Here is a 23870-nt window from a genome sequence, read left to right on the forward strand (position 1 = left end):
GTGTGGGATCAGTTCACGAAGAGACCGCCTGTCCTATTCATTTTTACTGACACGCCTTCCTACAAAGATGGCGCCAGCACCAATGATGAGCAAAACCAGGATGGCCAAGGTCGCCCGCTGCATGCCAAAGCCCGTAGCCGCCAGTTTTGACTCTTCGCCGTTTTCAGCCGCAGCTTCATGGGTCGGGTCGTCACCCGGTTCCGACGTCGGGCCCGGTGTGGGTTCGATGGTCGGTTCCGACGTCGGAACCGGCACAGCTACGTCTGGACTCTTATTCACTGTCAGCTTGGCATCGTCAGAGTAAAAACCGCCGAATTCATTGAAGAAGTAAGCTCTGTAGGACCGCCCGTCATCAGCCGTGGTGGCTGACAGCTTTAAGGTCGAGGCAATGGCACCTGAGACGTCCTTCCAATCACCGTCGATGAACTGTTGCCATTTCACGGCCGGAGTGGGTTTGCCTGTTGCCGAGGCCGTGAACTGGGCTGATTCCCCGTCTAGGACTGAGATATCTGCAGGGTGCTTGTCCACGTGCACAATGTCTCCTGCGCCCGACTGGTCGCCGGCCGCTTGGTCCGCGACAAAGGATGCCACCCAGGACAGTGCTGAGTTCCAGTTCACCGTGATTTCGTTGGTGGACCATGATTGGATGTCGTCCACGTAGCACAGCTGTGGTGCGCAGGTGTCGGTTTCGTTGTAGAACATCTGAATGACGGGGTCCCAGGTTTCCGTCATGGAGTTCGGGCCGCCAGATACCGACCCGCGAGGCGGGTTGGGCAGGCTCGGTTCAAGTGAATGGGAGAACCAACGGCTGTGCTGGTTCTTCGAGTATTCGTGGCCGTAGCCGGTGATGTAGGAATTGTTGAGGGCGTTGCGGCCCAGCAAGTAGTCCATCGCCTCCACCACGCCGTCAGCGAATCGTTGCTCACTGGTGAGGTCAAATGCAGTGCCCATGACGACTTGGTTGTTGAGAATCGAGCTGTTCGAGCCCCAGTCGTATTGTCCATTGACGCCAGGATATGCCGTGCCGAACGGTTGTCCCTGTTGCCACTCGAGGTATTTCTCAGCCGCTGTGACCACCGATAGGCGGATTTCCGCCCGGCCCGGGATGTCCGACTCAACCGTTGCCAGGTTCATGCGTCCCAGCGCGGCCGTTTCAAACCAGTTGAATCCCCCGGCAGACCAAATGTCGGCGGTGTTGTACTCGCTCGCGAGCACGTAGTCCTTGAATTCAGCCTCGCCCGAGGTCAAGAACAGTTCCGCGGCTGCCCAATAAAACTCATCAAGGACGTTGTCATCGTTGTACGGACCACTGCCAGGGCTGGGATCTGCATTTGGAGCTGGTGCGTACAGGTCCGGGGTCGCGACGGCTGCTGCCCAGGCGACCTTTCCGGCCGCAAGTAGCTCGGCGGCAAACTCTTGGTCGTACTGGCCCCACAAGCGTGCGCCCTGTGCCGCCACGGCAGCAAAGTTCAGTGTGGCGGCTGTCGAGGGACGGTGCAGATAACGCTCCTGCGGGCCATCTGAGGGTAGGAGCGGCAGCCCGGTCCAATCGGCGTCTGCAACTTTATGGTGGACCATGCCGGCGTACATATCTGCATCGCTGGGGACCTGCATTTTCATCATCCACTCGAGTTCCCAACGGGCCTCGTCCAGCGGGTCCGGGACACCGTTGCTGCTCTCATCCAGGGGAATGTTCAAAGATCCATCGCTAAGGTCGGCACTAGCGCCGGTGGGGCTGTAAAGCGTGCGCTCATATGTACTGAGGACCTGTGCCACGGCGATACCACCGTTGACCACATACTTTCCGTGGTCACCCGCGTCATACCAACCGCCCACGACGTCGGCTGTGTAGTTGCAAGACCAGTCGCCGTACATCCAGTACTCGCCCTCGGTCGCCGGGGTAAGGCAGGGTACGTCGTAATCTCCCTGATTGACGCTGCCTTCCGCCAGAGAGCTGTCGGGGTTCTCCACGTGCCCGGCGGGCCGTGTGTATTTGTCGGCATCCGGCTGGCCCACCATGACTGAACCATCGATCGCGATACCACTGCGCACAGGGTAAAAGTAGTTCATGGCGTCGTATCGGAGTTGCTGGTAGATGCCGGCGTCGATGGCAAATGGGTAGCTTTCCTCCCCATCTGCGGCCAAGGTGTATGTTCCGGTCTTGGTGAAATCGCTGAAGTCCAGCTCATGGACGTTCAGACCGGCTGTTTCATCGATTCCCGCGGGCACAGTCTTTCCGCCAACCGCTACGACGCCGGCAGCGTCCAGGAGTTTCCATTCCACCGGCCCGCTTTCATCTGTTACGAGGGTGGCCTGTTTTGGGCCGGCAGGAAGATACCCCACCTGATTCACTCGAACGCGAGGACCCGTTTCTGGAGTGAATTTCGGCGCTACGGTGCCACTCAGGAGAGAGACATTGTCCAGGCTGAACGTCCACGCCTCTGGCGCTCCGCCCATCTGGAAGGAGACTTCGCCACGGCCCGGACCGTCCCCTTCTATGGTTGGAAAGCCTGCCGAAGCGGTGAAGGTGTACTCGTAATGGGACATGCCTGTTGTGAGCGTGGGCGTTTGTTCAAAAAGTACACCGTGCGGCGGCTCGTCATCCCCGAGAACAACCCGGACGGGACGGCCGCTGGACGAGCTTGCGTCAAAGGACAATGTGTAAGTGACTCCCGGTTCAATGACCGCGCCATTGAACCCAACGATTTGGTCCCACTTATCGGCCGTGCCACCTTGGAGTTCCGCTTGCAGGACTCCAGCAACGACCCTGCTGGTCACACCGGTTCCCGACGCATAGAAAGGAGAAAGCTCGCCATCTTCAAAATCACCCCCAACGATCTGTTCCGCGGACCTGTTCAGCAGGGAAAAGTTGTCAAAGCACACGCTGTATGGCTGTTCCTGGTTGCCCAGCTGGAAGGAGATGTTGCCCGTCGCCGTGGTCCAGGCGTCCTCCACCGGTGATTCTGAATTCTCCGCAGCCGTGGGCCAGTCTTCGGGGGAGAAGGTGAACTCAAAATGCTGTGGCGTTTCAGTCCCGTCCAGGGCCACAGAGTAGGCGAACGCAGCAGGGTAGCCGGCACCTCCCTGCATCGGGATACTCAGGGCGGCGGATGCATGTGCGTCGAATGAAACCTCATAAGTGGACCCCCGCTCAAAAGTAATTCCATCGAGTTGAGCTGCGATGTCCCACGGGTTTTCGCCTCCTTCCACCACAGCACAAAACTCGCCGGTATCAACGGCTGAGGAGACCGCACCGGCATTGGCATAGGCATGCCATCCCGAGGTGTCGCCATCGGTGAAGTCATGCACAGCAGCCCCAGGGGCGCCGGGGCCGGCGATCGCCAAAGGCGCCGCCACCATGCTCAGCATCAGGACAGATGTTGTCAAAACAGAAATTCGAGCAGCACGCACATGGGGCGTCCGGTTACGAGGAACCACAGATTCTCCAAACTGTTTAGGAGCGCTCCCACACGGATCGTGTGCTGCGCGTCACTTTAATGGATGGCTAGAAGCTACCATCGAAACCAGTGTCCCGACAAGCCGGGACCGCTTCCAGAAATTTGTAGGTGAAGCCCTTTGGATTCGATGTCACCGATTCCACTTTGCTATTTACAACGGGTCAAAGTGCGGGACATGCTGGCTTAGTCACTCTGGAAATCAGACGGGATCGCTTCCAGTTATAACGGAAATTTGCCGGTTCTAACCCTCAACCAATCCGCACGATACCGCTGAATCCGCACCCCTTGATCCCGTACGACCATTCGCGATCCAGGGCAATGACGGCGCGGACCGGAAATAGTGACTCTCCTCAGGAAACCGGCCGATTTCGGCCGCCCAACCTCAACAGATCGGAGCAACAAATGCGCTTGTCATCACAACCTCGCATTCGCCTCGCAGCAACTGTCCTGGCCTTGGCGCTGGCCTCGCTCAGCACGGCACCCACAGCTTTTGCGGCAAGTCCGCCTGAACTCACGAACGGCTTCTATGTCGATCCGGACTCAACCGTCCTCCAGTGGGCTGACGCCAACCCCCAAGACGGCAGGTCGAGCGCCATCCGCACGTCAATCGGGCAGCAGCCCATGGCGCGATGGTTTGGCAGTTGGAGCGGAACCATCGGCACCGCCACCGGCGCGTACGTCGGCGCGGCCGATTATCACAACAAACTTCCCATCATGGTCGCCTACAACATTGCAGGTCGCGACGCCTGCGGAGGGCACTCCGGCGGCGGCGCGGGCTCTGTTGACGCATACAACACATGGATAGCAAGCTTTGCAGGTGGCATCGCCGACAGGCCCGCAATCGTCATCCTGGAACCCGACGCCCTTGGTGACTTCGACTGCATGAGTTCATCCCAGGTGGGCGACCGGCAGAACATGCTGATCAATGCCATTGCCCAGTTCAACGCACAGGCGCCTAACACTTGGACATATTTGGACGCCGGGAATCCCGGATGGGTTGACGCTGCAACGATGGCCCAACGGCTCAATGCGGCAGGACTGCAAAATGCCCATGGCTTCTCGCTGAATATTTCCAACTTTCACAACAACGCTGAGAACACCGCCTACGGCAATGCCGTCAATGCTGAACTGAACTCGCGCTTTGGCTACACCAAGCCCTATGTGATCGACTCAAATCGCAACGCCAATGGAAACTCAAGCACGCCGTGGTGCAACCCGGGCGGCCAAAAAATCGGCTCCTCGAGCCAGTATGGCGGAGGAGCCGAAATGCTCCTCTGGATCAAGACGCCCGGCGAATCCGACGGCGATTGCGGAGTCGGGCTCGGCTCCACAGCAGGAGCGTTCCTGCCCCAGGTTGCCTACGACATGATTTATGGGTACTAGCCCAGGACGCACACCCGGCAGTCAATCCACGAACAAGACAAAAATAACAATTCAGTAACGCGCGCCCATAAAATCCTGCAGCCCTGCACGAAACCGGGAGCGCTTCCGGTTGTGTTTCCAATGGGGCCCTTGACAGCGCTCCCACAGCCATAGCATTATTGGGTCAGCTTCATGGAAGCGCTCCCGTTTTCGAATCAGAACATTAGTTACGTCACACCTCAAGATTGTCGACGCGGTGCCCATGCTCGGCCGGGGTGTGAACGATTTAATCGAGACCGATAACAAAATCGGCTCTCGGACAAAGGAGTCAATATGCGTTTACCCATCCACAGGAAATGGGCAGCGATCGCTTCGCTGGCCTCCCTAACCCTGCTCGCTTCAGGATGTTCAAGCAGTACGCCGCCTTCCGACGGTGACGGCTCAGGTGTCACCCTCACCGTTGCCACGTTCAACAACTTTGGGTACACCGATGAACTCCTCAAGGAGTACACCGACGCCAACCCGAACGTCTCCATCAAGCACCAGCAGGCTGCAACCGCCCCGGATGCCCGCACCAACCTCACCACCCGGCTGGCAGCCGGAGGTGAGGGACTTGCCGACATCGAAGCCATCGAAATTGACTGGATGCCGGAACTCTCCCAGCTTCCGAACGCCTTCATGGACTTGTCCTCGGCTGATGTGGAAGGGCGATGGCTCCCCTGGAAGGAAGCCCAAGGACGTACCACTGACGGCACCCTGATTGGTTATGGAACCGACATTGGGCCACAGGCCGTCTGCTACCGCGAGGATCTTGTCAAGGCTGCCGGGCTGCCATCTGACCCGGCAGCCTTCGCCGAATTCCTCGGTGGGGAAAAGGCTACCTGGGACGACTACTTTGAAGCCGGCCACGAATTCGTAGCAAAATCCGACACTGCCTGGTTCGACTCGGCTAACGCCACATTCCACAGCATGGTCGGCCAGGTCGAGGCCGCATATGAGGACCCCGCAAGCGGTGAGCCGACCAAACTTGCGGACAACAAGACCGTCAAGGACATGTTCACCCAAGTCCTGAAAGAATCGACTGACCTTTCCGCAGGACTCACCCAGTGGGAAAGCGACTGGGATTCCGCGTTCCAGAACAACGGATTCGCGACCATGCTGTGCCCGGCTTGGATGACTGGTCCTATTGAAGAGCGTGCAGGCGGAGTCGAAGGATGGAACATCGCCGATGTTTACCCCGGCGGCGGCGGCAACTGGGGCGGGTCCTTCCTCACGGTCCCTGCTTCGGGTAAGAACACCGAGGAAGCGAGGAAACTTGCAGCTTGGCTGACCGCGCCCGAGCAGCAGGTCAAGGCCTTCGAGACTGCTGGCGCCTTCCCGAGCCAGATCGAGGCTCAGAGCTCGCAGGTGCTCCTGGATTCCACGAATGACTTCTTCAATGAAGCCCCGACCGGAAAAATCTTCTCATCTCGGGCGGTCGCGCTCAACGATGCAGCACCAGTATTCCGAGGAGCGAACTACTTCACGATCCACTCCGCCGTGCAAGACGGAATCACTCGTGTGGACGTAGACAAGTCTCAGGACGCTGAAGCGTCGTGGAAGGGCGTGTTAACCGAATTCTCAGAGCTCGGCTTCTGAGCTAGCGCTCTCGAGCTCACATAGAGGCGAGGCTCGCTGATCGTGTCGGGCGCCGTCGAGGAACCCACGGCGCCCGACAGGTCTCATAGAGACTCATACATCTTCCGAAGGAATCTTTCATGTCTGTCCAAACTGCTTCTAAGCCTGTGCTTGAGAAGGAGAAGTCTCCCCGCCGCATCGCATTCAGCCAAAAGCGCGGTAAGTGGGATGTCCAGCTTTCCCCGTATCTTTATATTTCGCCGTTCTTCATCCTTTTCGCAATCACGGGGCTCTTCCCGCTTGTTTACACGGCTTACGTCTCGGTTCATGAGTGGCATCTGCTGCTCGGGCAGGGAAAATTCGTTGGATTCCAGAACTATGTAGATGTTTTCAACCAGCCCACCTTCTGGAAGGCGCTGCGCAATACTTTCTCAATCTTCCTGCTCTCTTCAGTCCCGCAGGTCATCGTCGCGCTTTTGCTCGCGGCGGTACTCAATGCCAACATTCGCGCCAAGACGTTTTGGCGCATGGGCGTTCTCTTACCGTACGTTGTTGCTCCCGTTGCCGTTGGCCTGATCTTCTCCCGCCTTTTCGGCGACCAGTACGGCCTCATCAACGCCGTCTTGGAAATATTCCGTCTGGACCCGATCGCCTGGCATTCCGATGTCATTCCCAGTCACATCGCCATCGCCAGCATGGTGAACTTCCGCTGGACCGGCTACAACACCCTGATCTTCCTTGCCGCGATGCAGACCATCCCCAAGGAACTCTACGAAGCAGCCATCATTGACGGTGCTGGACGTGCCCGCCAATTCATCTCCATCACCGTGCCTCAACTGCGCGCCACCCTCATCTTTATCATCGTGACCGCCACCATCGGTGGCCTGCAAATCTTCGACGAGGCACGTGTATTTGATGCCGCTGGTACCGGCGGTGCGAGCAAACAGTGGATCACCGTGACCATGTACATCTACGACCTCGGCTGGGGCAACCAAAAGAACTTCGGCCGCGCCTCTGCAGTAGCGCTGATCCTGCTCTTCATCATCGTTGCGATCGGTGTCATCAACTTCGCGATCACCCGCCGCATCTCGGATTCGGGCAGCTCAAAGCTTGGCAAGAACAAGTCCAAGACCACCAATTCCACAGCAACGAGGACAAAATGACTTCTCTTCCCGTCATTGCCCAAACCTCCGGTAAAGGCGCTGCCCGTTCGCAGGCCCGCAAACGCCGCCGACAAGCCGGCGGTGCCGACCGTCGTCCAAGCTGGGTAACCTACGCAATCCTCGGCGTCGTTCTTCTCATCTCGATCTACCCGCTCTACTACACCTTCCTGCTGGCCTCCTCGGATCAGCTCACCATTTCCAAGACAGCGATTCCCAGCCTGATTCCTGGTGGGGAGCTGATCGCGAACTTCCAACGCATCTTGAACTCTGACATCCCTCTTCTGAAGGGTCTGTTGAACTCCACCATCGTCGCTGTTCTACAGTCCTTGTCGGTAGTCATCTTTTCGACGCTGGCCGGCTACTCCTTTGCGAAACTAAAATTCCGTGGCCGGGGACCGCTCTTGGTGTTCGTTATTGCCACCATGGCGGTACCCACCCAGCTCGGCGTGATCCCGCTGTTCGTGGTGATGTCCAACATTGGCTGGTCGGGCAAACTCGTGGCTGTGATCGTGCCCGGCATGGTCACCGCCTTCGGCGTGTTCTGGATGACGCAGTACCTCGAGAATGCACTCCCCTACGAACTAATCGAAGCGGCCAGGGTGGATGGTGCCTCTTTGATCAAGACGTTCTGGCACATCGCACTCCCCGCTGCGCGCCCAGCGGCCGCAATGCTCGCTTTGTTCACATTTATCGGCAGCTGGACCAACTTTTTCTGGCCATCGATTATCCTCACCAACCAAAACCCGACCCTGCCTATGGTTGTCCGTCAACTACAGGCAGGCTACTTCCAGGATTACTCGCTCATCATGGCGGGTGTCATCCTGTCGACGGTCCCCTTGATCGTCGTGTTTATTTTTGCGGGCAAACAGCTCGTCACCGGAATCATGGCAGGAGCAGTAAAAGGATGACCAACAACTTGAACCTCAACAGCACAGCACGGATCCAATTCCCCGACGGTTTCCTCTGGGGCGCTGCCACAGCAGCGTTTCAAGTCGAGGGCGCCAGCCAACAGGACGGGCGCAGGGACTCCGTGTGGGACACCTTCGCACGCGTGCCTGGTGCAGTCCTGGGCGGCGACACCGGGGAGGTGGCCTGCGATCAGTACAACCGTTACCAAGACGATGTTGCCTTGATGAAGTCACTTAATCTTGACGCTTACCGCTTCTCCATTTCTTGGGCCCGGGTCCGCCCCGACGCCGTTTCGGGACCGGCAGGTGTCAACCAGCTCGGTGTTGATTACTACTCCCGCCTCGTGGACGAACTGCTGGAGAATGACATCAAGCCGTGGGTGACCTTGTTCCACTGGGATCACCCGGCAGCATTGGAAGATAACGGCGGGTGGGCCAACCGTGATTCGGCATACCGCTTCACCGAGTACGCCCTGACCATGCACGAAGCCCTTGCCGACCGAGTCAATATTTGGACCACACTCAACGAGCCGTGGTGCTCATCGTTCCTCAGCTACGGCGCCGGCGTGCATGCTCCCGGCAAAACCTCCTACCCCGATGCACTCGCTGCCGCTCATCACCAAATGCTCGGACATGGTCTGGTCACCCAGGAGATCCGAAGCCGACAGCCGGAAGCAAACCTCGGGATCACCCTCAACTTCACAGTTGCGGACCCTGTGGATCCCAACGATCCGCAGGACGTGGACGCTGCCCGACGAATAGACTGCCAAATGAACCGCGTCTTTACCGATCCCATTCTTCTGGGCGAATATCCCCAAGACCTGTTCCCCGATTTGGCTGAAGCCGGGCTCGGCGGCGTTCTCGAATCGCACATCAAGGACGGCGATCTCGAAATTATTTCCACCCCAATCGACACCCTCGGGGTGAACTATTACCACGGCGAGGAAGTTTCCTACCGTGAATACCCCGACGCAGTCGACGGCAGCGCACCCGTCACACGAATCACCCAGTCTCCCTACCCAGCTGCTGAAGGCGTCAAGGTCCGCAACCGCGGTTTGCCCATGACAGATCAGAACTGGGAGATCCAGCCTGAAGGGTTGACTCGGCTGCTCACCCGCCTGCAGAAGGATTACACCGGGCCCAAGGGTATCGCCTTGTACGTCACCGAGAACGGCTGCGCCTTTGATGACGTGGCCGATGAGAACGGCTACGTCAACGATCAAAACAGGCTCAACTTCTACGACCTCCACCTGCGGGCGATTAAGGATGCCCTTGACGCAGGCGTTGACGTTAGGGGCTACTTTGCCTGGTCCCTTCTGGATAACTACGAATGGGCTTGGGGATACAGCAAGCGCTTCGGAATTGTGGGAGTTGACTTCGAAACCCAGCAACGCACGATAAAGGCCAGCGGCCACTGGTACGGTCAAGTCGCGAAGGACAATGCCATTCCCGCCGTGCTGGAAGCGGAACTCCAGCTTGCGGCAGCAGTGGAAAGCTAACTTTGTGGCCTTTCCATACCGCAATTCGCTGGTAGAGGCATCGCCGCCAACCTTGGATGAGGTTGCGGCCGCAGCCGGAGTCTCCCGTTCGACCGCGTCACGCGCGATCAACGGGGGCCTCCGGGTCTCACCGGCCGCCCAGACAGCCGTTGACGCGGCAGCCAAACTGCTCGGGTACAGTCCCAACCGCGCAGCGCGTTCCCTGGTCACCCGTCGCACCGACTCCATCGCGTTAGTGATTCCCGAGCCCGACGAGCGCGTGCTTTCGGACCCCTTCATCGGCGCCACCCTGCGCGGCATCAGTGCAGCACTCACCCCGTCCGACAAACAGTTGGTTCTCCTGATTGCCCGGCCAGACGAGTCCGGAGGACGAATCGCCAAGTATCTGCGCAGCGGGTACGTGGACGGCGCAGTCATCGTCTCACACCACCGCAAAGACGGACTCGAAGACGCCGTCCTTGGCTCCCGCATACCAGGAGTCTTTGTGGGACGACCCTTCCACGCTGAAGATCTCCTGCACTACATCGACGTCGACAGCGCCGCTGGCGGACGCCTGGCGACTGAGCACCTGATCGGTCTCGGGCGCCGCCGAATCGCGCACATCGCCGGCCCACAAGACATGACTGCGGGCATGGACCGTACCAGAGGTTGGCGTGAGGCCCTCCAAGCTGCAAAGCTGCCGTCTGATCTATTTGCCCAGGGCGACTTCACCACCGCGACCGCGTACGAGGCCATGAACAACATCCTCCATCGAGAACCTGGTGTTGATGCGGTGTTCGCAGCGTCAGATCTCATGGCGCTCGGCGCGCTGGCTGCGCTCCGAGAACATGGCAAAAACGTTCCCCATGACGTCGCCGTCATTGGTTTTGACGACCTGGGAGGTGCAGCGAACGCCAGCATCCCTCTGACCACCGTCCGCAACCCTGTTGTCGAGATGGCCTCATCCGCTGTCGAGCGACTTCTGCATCTTCTTGACAAAGGGGCCCCGTTCGATGAACAACCGAGCCCCATCGTGTTCTCCCCCGAACTCATCATCCGGGAAAGCACTCGCGGATACTGACACCACGCCGTTTCCAGGGCAACAGACGGTATTCGTAGTGAAAGTTTGGCCCCAATTACAAGGAATAAGTTCAATGACCAACCCGACACGGCTCCTGAATCTCCCGTCGGTGATCCAGCCTCCACGAACCATCATCCATCCCACCCACTCCATGGGGATCGACATCGGCGGGACCTCGATCAAAAGCGGAATAGTTAATACAGAAAATGGTCAACTGGCTGGATCTCTAACAACGATTCCTACGCCGCAGCCCGCTACTCCGATGGCTGTAACAGACGCCATCGGCCAGTTGCTCCAAGACCTGGAGCGTTCTCAGACAGCACCTCACAGCAACATGCCACTCGGTGTGGCGGCACCTGCCATCATGCAGCAGGGCATCGCACGGTCCGCAGCCAATATTTGCGACACCTGGATCGGACTCGACGTAAACAAGTTCATGGCCGAACAGCTCGGCCGTCGCGTCAGTGCAATAAATGACGCCGATGCCGCCGGCCTTGCCGAAGCCAACTTTGGTGCCGGAAGAAATAGCAAAGGACTCGTCGTCGTCATCACCTTGGGAACAGGCATAGGGTCTGCGCTCATACTGGACGGAACCCTCATACCCAACACCGAGTTCGGGCACCTGGAAATCGATGGGCAGGACGCAGAGATCACCACCTCTGCAGTCGCCAGGGAGCGCAACAACATGGGATGGCCAGAGTACGCCCGCCGCCTCAACCGGTATCTCTCACGCTTGGAATTCCTGCTCTCCCCCGACCTGATCATTGTCGGCGGCGGGATCTCCGCCAGATCAGACGACTTCCTCCCACTTCTCAAACTGAAAACAAAGGTCATCCCCGCACAACTGCGAAATACTGCAGGAACCATAGGGGCAGCCACCCATATGTTGCCTACCAACTAGCTTCGCTGGCAAACGCCCCGGACTATCAGGTGGTTGCTGGGGGCGAATCCCGGCAGCGGTCAGGATTCACCCCATGTTTGGGTTACATCCACTTTTTCGTTTTGAAGACAATGTACAACCCGACCGCCAGGGCGATCATCGCGCCCACAGCCAGGGGGTATCCGAGGGCCCAGTGCAGCTCGGGCATTACATCGAAGTTCATGCCGTAGATGGCCCCGATGAGGGTGGGCGCGAAGAGGATTGCGGCCCAGCCGGAGATCTTTTTCATGTCCTCGTTCTGCCGCTGGGCAACGAGGGTTGAGTTCACGCTGAGGATCTGTGAGAGTGCGTCACGGAGTTCGGAAACGCGCGTGCTGGCGTGGGTGAGGTGATCTGCAACGTCCTGCAAATACGCCTGCAGTGGTTCTGGAACTTCGTAGCGGTCAAAGCCCTGCCGAAGTCCGACCAAAACATCTGCCATCGATGTGGTTGTATGTTGCAGGTCAATGACTTCTTGGCTCAGCCGGTAGATGCGTTCGGCGACGGCGGCGTCTCCGCTGAATACCTGGCGTTCAATTTGTTCTTTGTCGATAGCCAACCCACGGAGTACTGGTGTGTATCCGTCAACGATCGCGTCCAGAAGCCGATAGGCGACTGCTTCGGGGCCCAGGTTCAGAAGGTATTCGTCGTCAAGGAGCGTGTGGCCGTCGCGGTCCGCAAGATCGGACGGATCCCCGGACAGGGTTGCCTCACTGGTCCCGTCGATCCACCTTTTGTCTTGGCAGAGGACAGCTATGGCGTGAGGGCGAACCAGAACGTGAAACTCCGAAAAATCGACATCCTCGGCGGCGTCGTCGTATCGCGCGGACCGCACAACCATGAAAAGGACATCTCCGTAGCGTTCCAGCTTCGGACGCTGGCCCGCGTGCAGCAGGTCTTCGACAAGCAGAGGGTGCAAGGCCCAAGCGTCGGCGAGCTCAGCAATGTCCTGCGGAGTTGGCGCGGGGAAAAGACTCAGGGCCATCCGGTGTGGGGCCGCTTCTGCAAAATGCAGGGCTTCAGCCACGGAAATGCGCTCGGGGGTGGGACGAAGGTGACCGTCGACAATGTACCGGGTTCTGCACGACGAGACCTCGGCTCGGGGCAGTTCAGTGGCAGACCGTCGCTGGAATCGTGCGCCCCGGCGCCGTGTGGACTCATCGCTATAACGCTGAAGCATATGTTTCCCTTGCTCGAGGTATCAGGTGTGGGCGAATCGCCCCGGTCTTGAGAGGACGGTGCGCGCTCCAAACGGTGTGGAGCGCGCATCGGTTTCTCGTGTCATTCAACCAGCTTAGTCCGGTACTTTAGCTGCCCTTGATGGGAAGCTGCAGATAGGACGCGTGGTCTCCACCGGTGTGAATGACGTGCGTTCCGCTATTCGCGGGTACATACTCCTGCGCCCCTGGCATCATCGGACCCAGAAGGCTGCGACTGCTGATAACAAAGCGGAGCTGCTCACCCGGATGGAAGACAAGCCCCATGGGAAGCAGGTCAATCTCGACGTCCACGATCTGCTCGGGTGCGAGCTTCTCGACTCGATCGAAACTATGCGCAGGGATATCTGGAGTCGACAGTTCCTCTTCCAGGTTCCTCAGGGAGACTCGAAGCCGGCCGTCCGAACCTTTGTAGCGCAGGATCGAGCCACCGCGCTCGGTGACGTCGTGAATCATCGCGTTTTGATTGGGAGCGGTGAACTGCTGCAACGGCGTTCCAAACTTATCCAGCTTCTGCACCAGGACGAACAGGTCCATGTCATCAGCGCCCCGAGCTTCGACCCACAGATGTGCTTTCGGGTAGCCCACCATCACCGTCTCTTGATCGAAACGGGTGATGAAGGAGACCAGATCCGTATTGGCTTCCACAACGTAGGTTGCTGTTGCATCCTGTTCGGGGCGGGTCGGGATCAATGCGCGGGTGCGGCCGTCGAGGAAGTACTTGGTTGAGGCGACATTCGAGGGAGGGAATGCTTCGGCGGCAACGGCGACCTGGTCCCCGCCGGCAAGGTCGAGCAAGGAGTAGCGGACCGGTGGTGTCTGCTCCCACCCATTGTCTGCACCCTTGAGGAAGTGGTCAAAGAAGCGGCGCAGGTCCTCAACGTTTGCCGGGTCGTAGTAGTCGGGCCATTCCTGGCTGTTGTGGATGCGAAGCCATTTCTGCTCCGATGCCATCCGGCGCCAGGCCCGGAACGTGCCAGCGGTGTGGAGGGTGTTTGAGTAGCTGGCCACGACATAGGCGGGAACGGTGATTCGGTCGAAGTCCGGAATTTTGTTTTCCCAGAGCTCGGTCATTAGCGGGAAGGCTTCTGCCTCCGCAAGGATGTCCTCCTTTTGGTTCTTTCCCCAGAAGCTCCCATTCTTCAAGACCGCAGCAAATCCCGTGTCCGGCATGCCGCCCCGCAACACCAAGTCGAATCACGACTCCGAAGTGTCGTCAACGGTCAAACCCAGGCTGCCGCAGAGTCGAAAGCCTACCTCCGGGCGCAGTACACGACCGACGCGGGTGAAATGTTCTGCCAGTCGTGCCACAAACCACTTCCATTCAGAGTCGAGGGAAATTGGTATTTCGAATCAGTCCGTTTTGTAAAACCGCTCGAACAGGTGCACACAGCCAACTCCCTATCGTTGTGCCCCCTCTGCGCGGCCCTATACAAACACGCACGAGAAACTCCAAATGAGGAACTCATCGCGGCCCTGGCGAACACCAAGGCCAAAGAGGGACAGGGTCTCGTCGAAATTTCCCTCGTCCTAGATGGTAAGCACAGCAGCCTTCGTTTCACTGGTCAACATGCGATTGATCTTCAGACAGTGCTCAATGTGGCCGGCAGTGAGAGGAAGTGAGCACATCGTTTAGATAAGAGCGAGATCCGACTATCATCATACGAGCGGTCGCAATTCGAACCTCACGACCTTCGAACCGATATTGCTCCATGAGATAGTCAGTCGAAATTATCGGACCCAATGCACGCAGGCAACTATCGCCGCAGGTCAGCGTCGCATTCAACGAGAGAAACCTATTAAGAGTTTTCAACGTTTGTCACCCCGCTGTCGCCTCTACCGTCAATTTCGACTTGCCAATGGTCGTTCCTGGCCCTTGTTGGTGCGAAAGGCGCGCAACAATGGATGGTACTGAAGAGTTGGCAATTGTCGCCCAATTTAATGAGTTTCTAATGAGTCGGTTACATTCATCCAGCGTTTCAGAGCAATGCATAACCATCCCAAAATATCCGAGAATGCAACTTACTTTCATGTGCGTGTTCGATGAGCTCAGATGCGGCAGGTGGGGTCGGATCTGATCCCATCATTTCCTGGAAAGCGTTGACACCTGTTGGGGATCTGGGTCCAATAGGCTTCGGTATGCCGAATTTTCTGCGGCCTCGGACGCTCAGACTGAATTGCCGTGCCAGCCCTATCAGCAAGGTCTCCCTATGTACCGAGGCATTCCTAACATTATGTACCGAGGCATTCCTAACATTTTTTGACCGACCCGAAGCGCATCTAGACCGGAGCGGCTACGAAGAGTTCCGCCGTTCTCTATGGGCTACCTCCGGCTTCGATGCCCTCATGCTTCTCGCGGAGAATGGTCTGACCCTAGCGGCCCACAGTCTCGAGCCCAAAACATCAACTGAGGCGCGGATGCGCCAACTTGCCGAGCTGCCGTCTGCCGCGACGACCTGAGAACTCCTCCAGACGTCGCGACAGACAATTTTTACTTGCCACTGTAGACGGGGAATGCGCTGTTCTCGCCGTATTCCAGTGCGCGCAGTTCTCGTAACGTGGCCATGTCCTCTGGTGCGATCTCGAAATCCACCTCAGCGTTGCTTCGCATGTGCTCGGAGTTGGCGGTCTTCGGCAACGACACGGCACCCAGCTGCAGGGTGTAGCGGATGCATAGCTGTGGAACCGTCACGCCGTACCTCTCGGCCATCGCTGCGACGTCCAGATTCTTCAGGATCTCGCCGTGGGCGATAGGCGAATAGGCTTCGACGAGGATCCCCTTTTGCTGGCAAAACGTGATGAGCTCGGTAGGGGTATTGCCTGCGTGGACCAGCAATTGGTTCACGTGCGGAACAACAACGCTGTGCTGAAGGATGTTCTCCAGATCCTGTTGCAGGAAGTTAGAGACACCGATGGAGCGTAGCTGGCCCGCTTCATAGGCCTCCTCAAGCGCACGCCAGGCCTCACGGTTCCCTTCGGCGTAGTCGCCTCCGCGGAAATCGGTCCACGGTTGCGGGGCGTGAATGAGCATCAAGTCGATGTACCCCAGCCCCATTGCATGGAGGGCCTCCTCGATCGCTGCCACTGCTTCGTCGTAGTTCTTGATCTCAGCGGCCAGTTTCGTGGAGACAAACAGTTCCTCACGGTCGACCCCACTGGTGCGGATGCCTTCGCCGACGCCGCGCTCGTTACTGTAGGCCTGGGCGGTGTCGATGTTCCGGTAGCCAATCTTGACAGCATCTCGAACGGGTCTGCCCAGGATTTAGTTGACAGGCTGGGTTGATATTTTAGGGACCGGTTTAGTGGTCTTGTTTATCTTCTCAAATTCTATGGTGTTAGCTTGCCGAGTCGTCGTTGGCGGCGTCAGCGGTGATAGGTTTTCTCGATCCAGAGAACGATAGTCAGGCGTAGTTCGTCCCGAGCTTCCCACCTTTTCTGGTTCAGCACATTCTTTTACAACAGCGAGAATAAACTTTCCATAGCGGCATTATCTGCCCCAAACCGACCCATAAAGCCCTGCAGGCCAGCGGAACCGATCAGGCGAACGTACGTGTTGGATCGGATTTGAGAGTCCCTGTCGCTATAGAGCAGCCTTCATCCGGGAGCTGATGGAGTGCCCAACGATCCTATTCGAGTAGATATATGTGATCAACTATCTGTAGGCCGTTTCAGCCAAAGAATTCAGCCAAGTTGGTGGCTCACAACCAGCTTGACGTAGAGGGTTTGACGTAGAGAGGATGGAGCGGTACTCGTGAGTTTAAGTGCACCTCGAACACGGGCAAACGCGGTCGATGGTTCCGCTCGTGATGACCAGAATGGTCAGGCCCGGCGTTGCCGTTCTGACAGGGGCCCCAGGCGTGCCGCCAGCTCTCGGAGCACGCGGTCCGCATAGTGCCCCCCGTACCAGGCCATGTACATGGCCAGCACCGGGCCTTGATTTTTGGGGTCATCAGCATCGTCAACAATGTCCAGTGCCCTGACACCAAAGTTGACCACCTCGGTGCTCACCCCAACCCCGCGCCCGGCCGACGCCAACGCCATCAAGATGGGGCCGTCGTCGCACTCGGCAACATTACCCAGTGTCGCACCCACCCGCTTGAGCGACTCCTCCAGGATGTGCCGGCTGACGCTGTGGTGGGAGGGCAGGATGAGGCTAGGCTGTGCACACAGCTCGCTGATCCCCACGGTGGTGCGCCCGTCTCCATGCCACGGATGACCTGGCCCCACGAGGGCGCGCAGCGAGACAACACCCAGGCTCACCGAGGTCAGCCCGCCGCTGGGGAGCATGGGGCTGATGATGAAATCGGCGCCCTTGGCCAGCTCGTCCTCAAGCTCAAAGTGGCCCACTGTTCTGGTGAGGATCATCGGTTCCGTGGCGGGCATGGAAGCGATGAAGTCGGCCAAAAATCCCCTGACACTTGCACTTGTTGCCGCTGCGGTCAGTCTCTGCACGGAGCCCGAGCGCAGCACCTCGACGGCGCTTTCCAGTTGGCGGGTTTGCACCAGCAGGCGCCGGGCCATGGGCACGAAGGCGCGACCGCTGGGTGTGAGCACGAGCCGGGTACCCTGCGCCTGGAACAGGCGCAGCTTCAGTTCCGCTTCGAGGGACTTGATCTGCCTGCTCAGTGCGGGCTGGGCAATATGGAGTTCAGCGGCGGCCCCGGTGATAGTGCCAACGTCGACAACGGAGAGAAAATAGAGCAGGCGCCGATAATTCATAAAGCCAACCATAACCTTTCGGCATGGAGAATGAACATATTTGGTCTTGGACAGGATGAATTCGAGCGCCCATGATTAGTTGAAATCAGATATGTCCCGCGTCACAGTCGATGCCAAACCTGGGAGCACCCCATGCCATCCACCTCAGTCCTCACCCCCACACAACGGCAAAAACGCGCGACCGCCGGCGCCTTCGTCGGCACAGCCATTGAATGGTACGACTTCTTTATCTTCGGCACCGCCGCCGCGTTGGTTTTCAGCAAGGTCTTCTACCCCGGCGTTGATGCCGGAGTGGGCCTACTGGCCTCGTTCGCCACATTCTGGGTGGGCTTTTTGGCCCGTCCGATCGGCGGCGTCCTCTTCGGCCACCTCGGCGATAGGTTCGGGCGCAAGAACGTCTTGGTTGCCACCTTGTTCCTGATGGGCACTGCCACCACTTTGATCGGTCTGCTTCCCGGCTACGCGACGATCGGAGTAGCAGCACCCATCCTCCTGGTCGTGTTCCGTGCCGCCCAGGGCCTGGCCGTCGGCGGCGAATGGGCCGGCGCCACCCTGATGGCCACCGAGAGTGCCAGCGAAAAGAAGAAGGGCGCAGCCGGAGCCTGGGTACAGCAGGGCTCTCCTGCCGGCTCCATCATGGCCACCGGCATGTTCCTCCTCGTTGGGCTACTCCCGGACGAAGCCTTCATCTCCTGGGGCTGGCGCATCCCGTTTCTATTCTCGGCAGTCCTGGTTATCGTGGGCCTGATCATCCGCGCCAAGGTGGAGGAATCACAGGACTTCCTGGAAACCAAGAAGCAGTCCCAGGTGGTTCAGCTTCCCATCGTTGAAGTCTTCCGCAAGGCCTCCGTTTACGTGTGGCTCGGTGTTGCCGCCTCTGTCCTGGGTATCGCCATCGCCTTCTTCAACAACACCTTCTTGCTATCCTGGACCACCACACCCGTTGCCGACGGCGGCTTCGGCATGGCGCGCCAGACCATCCTGAACATCCTGCTGCTCATGGCGGTCATCCAGTTCATCTGGCAGCCCATTGCCGCCCGAATTGCCGAAAAGGTCGGCACCACCAAGGTCATGATTGGCGGGCTGCTGCTGAACCTGGTCATCATTGTGCCGCTGTTCTTGGCCATTATGACGGCCAACCCGGTCCTCATTGCCGTGGTGCTGGGCATCTCCATCCTCGGCGGCACCGCCTACTACGCCATGCTGGCCAGCTTCATCTCTCGCGCCTTCCCCGTCAACGTCCGCTTCACCGGTGTGGCCTTGGCAAACGGCCTGTGCGCCTCTATCATCGGCGGCTCCACACCGCTGATCGCCCAGTCCATTCTGAACGGCTTCGGCCCGTGGGGCGTCGCCGCGTTCTACGGCGTGATTGCCATTGTCACCCTTCTGGGTGTCTGGGGGCTGCACACCAAGATGGCGGCCCGGGACTCGCTAGCCGCCTCGGAACCCACCACGGCCAACGCGTAGACAGTCCGTCGTACCCATGGCACTGGACCTTCCCACACAGAGACTGCTCGCTGACATGGCGAAGGGAGGGAGTGGCGTGCCGCTTATGGCACTGCCACTCCCCCAGGCCCGGGCCGCCGCGGCGTCCCGCAATGACACCTACACCCCCGGCACTCCCGCCGGACGTGTCGAGGACCACACGATTGCCGTCGACGACGGATCCATCCGCGTCCGGCTTGTCTTCCCGGGCCTCGTCCCCGGCACAACTGCCGGAGCCTCCCCCGACAGCCGGGCCGAATCCGCCATCTGCTATCTGCATGGCGGTGGCTGGGTTTTCCAGGACGTTGACGGCTTCACCCCCATGGCGCAGCGGCTGGCGCATGGCGCCCGCGCCATCGTGGCACTGGCCGACTACCGCCGGGCCCCGGAACACCCCTATCCCGTCCCCCTCGACGACTGCCGCGCGGCACTGCATTGGTTCGCGCGGCAGTCGTGCGCCAAGGACCTGTCCCTGTTCATCGCCGGCGACAGCGCCGGTGGCAACATGGCCGCAGCGCTTGCCCTGGAAAGCAATGCGGTGCCGGGAGGGCTGGCCGGGCAGTTGCTTATTTACCCTGCCGTCGACGCGGACTTTGCCCGGACCTCCTATGGCGAACCGGAAAACCAGACCTTCCTCACGGCGGAAACCATGGCCTGGTTTTGGGACCAGTACGTCCCCGACCGCGACGCCCGCACCCAATCGGCAGTTGCCCCGCTGCGCGCGGGCAGCCACGCCGGAGCACCGCCAGCCGTGGTCATCACCGCCGCCCATGACGTGCTCCGCGACGAGGGCGAGGACTACGCACACATCCTGGCCGCCGCCGGCGTTCCCGTCATCCACCGCCGCTGGCCCGGGCAAATGCACGGCTTCTTCCACATGGTCGGCATGCTGCCGGCCGCCTGGGCGGCAGTGGACTGGCTGGCCGGGCACGTTGTGGATTCTTCATGACGGCACACGGATCCCCATCAATAACTTTTAGGCATGATAAAAGCACAATTTATGTATTGGACAGCATGAATGCTTGAGCCAATACTGGGACGTAGAACACACCCCGCAGCAGAAAGGCACCTCATGTTGGATGTTTTGTACACCAATGCCGTGATCCACACCCAGGACCACGACCGTCCGTCAGCAACAGCCATGGGCATCCACAACTGCCGCGTGGTCAGCCTCGACGCCGATCTTTCTGCGAGCGCCTTTGCCAGGGTCGTCGATTTGGGCGGGGCCGTTGTGGTCCCCGGCTTCAACGACGCCCACTGCCATCTGTCCCACATTGGCCAGGCGACCCACGAGATCGACCTGCGCCCCGGCGTCGTCAATTCCCTCGATGAACTGCTGGCCGCTGTTGGGCGCCATGCCGCCGCAGCGGAAGAAGGCACCTGGGTTCTGGGCTCAGGCTACGACCAGAACTACCTCGGTGAACATCCGACGGCGGAGCAGCTGGACACCGTCAGCCACGGACATCCCGTCTACCTGGTGCACAACTCGCGCCACATGGGCGTGGCCAACACGGCAGCCTTTGAACTCTCCGGCTTCCTCGGCCGCCGCAACGTCCAGGCCCCCGAGGGCGGCGCCGCCCCCGCCGACAGCGAGGGCCGCGCGCTCGGGCTGCTGCAGGAAACCGCCCGCGCCCTGGTCATGGACCACATCCCCGCCCACACGGTGGAGGAAGTGGCGAACATCGTGGCTGCCGGCAGCGAGGCAGTGCTGAAGCTGGGCATCACCTCCATCACCGAACCCGGAATTGGCGCCCCGGACCACATCGGCATGTCGGTGCGGGACCTGGCCGGCTTCCAGCTCGCCAAGGACCGCGGACAGCTGGGCGTGCGCGCCACCGTCATGCCGTACCTGACCACGCTGCACCCGATCGGCGACGAGACCATTGACGGCCACCAGCTCTTCGGCCTGGACCTGGGCCTGCGCTCGGGACTGGGCGATGACTTCCTGCGGATCGGGCCCACCAAGGTCCTCTCCGACGGTTCCCTCATTGGCCGCAGCGCGTTCATGTGCTGCGATTACGACGCCGAGGCCGGCAACCGCGGGCTCCTCCAGTTCCCCGAAACCCAGCTGCGCGAACGCCTGATCGGCGCCCACCTGGCCGGTTGGCAGCTGGCCGTGCACGCGATTGGCGACGCCGCCCTGGACGTGGTCATGGACATCTTCGAGGAGGCGCAGCAGATCAGCCCGCGCCCCGACGCCCGCCACCGCGTGGAGCACGTCTCCGTTGCCAGCGACGCCCAGATCACCCGCATGGCCGCATTGGGACTGACCCCTGTCCCGCAGGGCCGCTTCGTGACGGAACTGGGCGACGGCGTTGCCCGCGCCATGGGCCCGGAACGCACCCGCATCTCCTACCGTGTGAAGGCGTTCCTGGACGTCGGCATTGAGATCCCCGCCAGCACCGACTCCCCCGTGGTGGATGCCAATCCCATCCTGAACATTGCTGCACTGGTCAACCGGGTGACGGCCTCCGGCGCGGACTTCGTCCCGGAAGAGCGCATCACGGTGGAGCAGGCCATCCGCTCCTACACGGTGGGCAGTGCCCGCGCCGTCCACGAGGACACCATCAAGGGCACGCTGGCGCCGGGCATGCTCGCCGACTTCGTCGTCCTCTCCGAGGACATCTACGCAGTCCCGGCCGCCGACATTGAAAACATCACCGTCATGGCCACCGTGGTGGGCGGGGCGCTGGCCGCCGGCGCCTTCCCCCAAGGCTGAGCTCCACCCACTCTTCCTCTTTTCTCCCTCTCTTTTCTCCCCACTTTCGAAGGACCCTCCCATGGCACATCCCACCCACGCCGGCCAGGCGATCGTCGACTCACTGGCCCTGCACGGCGTCAAGCGCGTCTTCGCCGTCCCCGGCGAAAGCTACCTCGCCGTCCTTGACGGCCTCCACGGCAGCGACATTGAAACCGTTGTGTGCCGCCACGAGGGCGGCGCCGCCTACATGGCCGAAGCCCACGGCAAGTTCACCGGCAACCCCGGCGTGGCCATGGTGACCCGCGGTCCCGGCGCCGCCAACGCCATGGTGGCCCTGCACTCGGCCTGGCAGGACGGCACCCCCATGGTGCTGTTCGTGGGCCTGATCCCCCTGGCCGACAGGATGCGCGAGTCGTTCCAGGAGTTCGACCCGCACGCCTGGTTCGGCACCCAGACCAAGCGCGTGTTTGTGCTGGATGAGGCCAGCCGCGCCTCCGAGGTGGTGGCCGAAGCGTTCTTCGCCGCCCGCTCCGGCCGCCCCGGCCCCGTGGTGGTGGGACTGCCCGAGGACGTCCTCGAACACGAGTTCACCGGCACCCTGCACCCGCAGATCAAGGTCACCGAAGGCGCCATCTCGGCTGCCGAAGTGGATCGACTGGCAACACTGCTGCGCGGCGCCGAACGCCCCCTGCTGTTCCTGGGCGGCCAGCGCTGGACCCCGGCCGCAGCACAGGGCCTGACAGAATTCGCCGAAGCCAACGGCATCCCGGTCATCCAGGACTGGCACGCGGCAGACCACATCCCGTCCTCCTCCCCCGTAAACGCAGGCTGGCTCGGCTATGGCCGCCACGACGTCACGGCCGCCATGTTTGAGCAGGCCGATGTGCTGGTGGCCGTGGGTGCCGTTCCCACGGACGTCCCCACCGACGGTTTCACCCTGCGCCAGGATTCGTCCGCCACCAACATCCTGGTCACGATCGATTCCTCCCTGCGCGGACGCTCCGGCGCCGTCACCGAACACCTGCTCGCCTCCCCCGTTGCCTTCGCCGAAGCCGTGTCCGGCCTGCAGCTGGGCCGCGCCGCCGCTTGGGCCGGCTGGCTCGAACCCGGCCGGGCCGCCCACGTGGCCCAGTCCACCATCCCGGCACTGGCCGAACTGCCCGCCACGTCAGAAGGCACAGCACACATGTCCGCCGTCATGGCCGAGCTCCTGGCGCACCTGCCCGCGAACATCGTCTCCACCTTCGGCGCCGGCAACCACTGCGCGTGGGCCCAGTACTACCTGCCCACGGATGTGTTCCCGTCCCAGCTGGGCACCCGCAACGGCTCCATGGGCTACAGCATCCCGGCCGCGATCGCAGCAGCCAAGGCCGATCCCGAACGCCTGGTGGTGGCCGTGTGCGGCGACGGCGAATTTCTCATGAACGGACAGGAACTGGCCACCTCGGCCCAATTCAACGCGCCGGTGCTGACCATCGTCATGGACAACGGCCAGTACGGCACCATCCGCTCACACCAGGAAGCCCACTTCCCGGGCCGCGTCAGCGGAACCCAGCTCGCCAACCCGGACTTCGCCGCCCTGGCCCGCGCCTATGGCGGGCACGGCGAAACGGTGACGGGCAACGAGCAGGTGGCCGGCGCCGTCGAACGCGCCCTGAAGGCCGTGACCGGGGACCGCATCCCGGCCCTGATCCATGTGGTGGCCGACCCCGCCATCGCCCTGCCGTAAAAGGTGCCGTAACGTGAACCCCAACCGAACCCA

16 protein-coding genes and 1 pseudogene are annotated in these 23870 nt (G+C 60.4%); 11 read left to right on the forward strand and 6 right to left on the reverse strand.

Annotation, left to right across the window (positions count from 1 at the left end; genetic code table 11):
• Window positions 1-33: 33 nt before the first annotated feature.
• Window positions 34-3387, reverse strand: coding sequence for a glycoside hydrolase family 9 protein (locus AB0P14_RS03485; protein WP_363837766.1), 3354 nt, complete (start codon window positions 3385-3387; stop codon window positions 34-36).
• 479 nt (window positions 3388-3866) lie between these two features.
• On the opposite strand from AB0P14_RS03485, the gene AB0P14_RS03490 reads away from it, so the two are divergent.
• The 7 genes from AB0P14_RS03490 to ppgK all read left to right on the forward strand — a co-directional run bounded on the left by AB0P14_RS03490 (window position 3867) and on the right by ppgK (window position 11968).
• Window positions 3867-4841: a glycoside hydrolase family 6 protein gene (locus AB0P14_RS03490; protein ID WP_363837768.1), complete on the forward strand. Its 975-nt coding sequence runs from the start codon at window positions 3867-3869 to the stop codon at window positions 4839-4841.
• A 312-nt stretch (window positions 4842-5153) separates the two neighbouring features.
• Entirely contained in the window at window positions 5154-6458 is a 1305-nt protein-coding gene (locus tag AB0P14_RS03495) for an ABC transporter substrate-binding protein (protein ID WP_363837771.1), read from the forward strand.
• A 119-nt stretch (window positions 6459-6577) separates the two neighbouring features.
• Window positions 6578-7600: a sugar ABC transporter permease gene (locus AB0P14_RS03500; RefSeq protein ID WP_363837774.1), complete on the forward strand. Its 1023-nt coding sequence runs from the start codon at window positions 6578-6580 to the stop codon at window positions 7598-7600.
• Window positions 7597-8508: a carbohydrate ABC transporter permease gene (locus AB0P14_RS03505; protein WP_218713648.1), complete on the forward strand. Its 912-nt coding sequence runs from the start codon at window positions 7597-7599 to the stop codon at window positions 8506-8508. Before AB0P14_RS03500 ends, AB0P14_RS03505 begins: the two co-directional genes overlap by 4 nt.
• On the forward strand, window positions 8505-10007 hold the full coding sequence (locus AB0P14_RS03510; RefSeq protein WP_363837778.1) for a GH1 family beta-glucosidase: 1503 nt from the start codon (window positions 8505-8507) through the stop codon (window positions 10005-10007). The genes AB0P14_RS03505 and AB0P14_RS03510 overlap by 4 nt, the downstream gene beginning before the upstream one ends.
• Window positions 10008-10011: 4 nt before the next feature.
• Window positions 10012-11067, forward strand: a complete 1056-nt coding sequence (locus AB0P14_RS03515) for a LacI family DNA-binding transcriptional regulator (protein WP_363837781.1) — start codon at window positions 10012-10014, stop codon at window positions 11065-11067.
• A 151-nt stretch (window positions 11068-11218) separates the two neighbouring features.
• Window positions 11219-11968, forward strand: coding sequence for a polyphosphate--glucose phosphotransferase (ppgK, locus tag AB0P14_RS03520; RefSeq protein WP_218713661.1), 750 nt, complete (start codon window positions 11219-11221; stop codon window positions 11966-11968).
• A gap of 82 nt (window positions 11969-12050) precedes the next feature.
• Here ppgK and AB0P14_RS03525 read toward each other — a convergent pair whose 3' ends face one another.
• The 5 genes and pseudogenes from AB0P14_RS03525 to AB0P14_RS03545 form a co-directional block, all read right to left on the reverse strand.
• Window positions 12051-13166, reverse strand: coding sequence for a magnesium and cobalt transport protein CorA (locus AB0P14_RS03525; protein WP_218713650.1), 1116 nt, complete (start codon window positions 13164-13166; stop codon window positions 12051-12053).
• Window positions 13167-13293: 127 nt separating this feature from the next.
• Entirely contained in the window at window positions 13294-14277 is a 984-nt protein-coding gene (locus AB0P14_RS03530) for a CocE/NonD family hydrolase (protein ID WP_363837784.1), read from the reverse strand.
• A gap of 1417 nt (window positions 14278-15694) precedes the next feature.
• The gene (locus AB0P14_RS03535; protein ID WP_363838176.1) at window positions 15695-16465 is read right to left on the reverse strand and encodes an aldo/keto reductase; all 771 of its coding nucleotides are present in this window, start codon (window positions 16463-16465) and stop codon (window positions 15695-15697) included.
• Window positions 16466-16843, reverse strand: a pseudogene (locus AB0P14_RS03540) (IS3 family transposase); the annotation flags it as partial.
• Window positions 16844-17022: 179 nt separating this feature from the next.
• Window positions 17023-17922: a LysR family transcriptional regulator gene (locus AB0P14_RS03545; protein WP_363837787.1), complete on the reverse strand. Its 900-nt coding sequence runs from the start codon at window positions 17920-17922 to the stop codon at window positions 17023-17025.
• Between the two features lie 132 nt (window positions 17923-18054).
• Here AB0P14_RS03545 and AB0P14_RS03550 point away from each other — a divergent pair, with 132 nt between their 5' ends.
• From AB0P14_RS03550 to AB0P14_RS03565, 4 genes are all read left to right on the forward strand, one after another.
• On the forward strand, window positions 18055-19389 hold the full coding sequence (locus AB0P14_RS03550; RefSeq protein WP_363837790.1) for an MFS transporter: 1335 nt from the start codon (window positions 18055-18057) through the stop codon (window positions 19387-19389).
• A gap of 85 nt (window positions 19390-19474) precedes the next feature.
• Entirely contained in the window at window positions 19475-20356 is an 882-nt protein-coding gene (locus AB0P14_RS03555; protein WP_363837793.1) for an alpha/beta hydrolase, read from the forward strand.
• Between the two features lie 123 nt (window positions 20357-20479).
• Window positions 20480-22126: an amidohydrolase gene (locus AB0P14_RS03560; protein WP_363837794.1), complete on the forward strand. Its 1647-nt coding sequence runs from the start codon at window positions 20480-20482 to the stop codon at window positions 22124-22126.
• Between the two features lie 61 nt (window positions 22127-22187).
• Window positions 22188-23837 carry a thiamine pyrophosphate-dependent enzyme gene (locus AB0P14_RS03565; RefSeq protein ID WP_363837797.1) on the forward strand — a complete coding sequence of 550 codons (1650 nt, stop codon included), beginning with the start codon at window positions 22188-22190 and terminating at the stop codon, window positions 23835-23837.
• Window positions 23838-23870 lie beyond the last annotated feature (33 nt).

The sequence above is a fragment of the Specibacter sp. NPDC078709 genome (assembly GCF_040686795.1).
Lineage (GTDB): Bacteria > Actinomycetota > Actinomycetes > Actinomycetales > Micrococcaceae > Specibacter.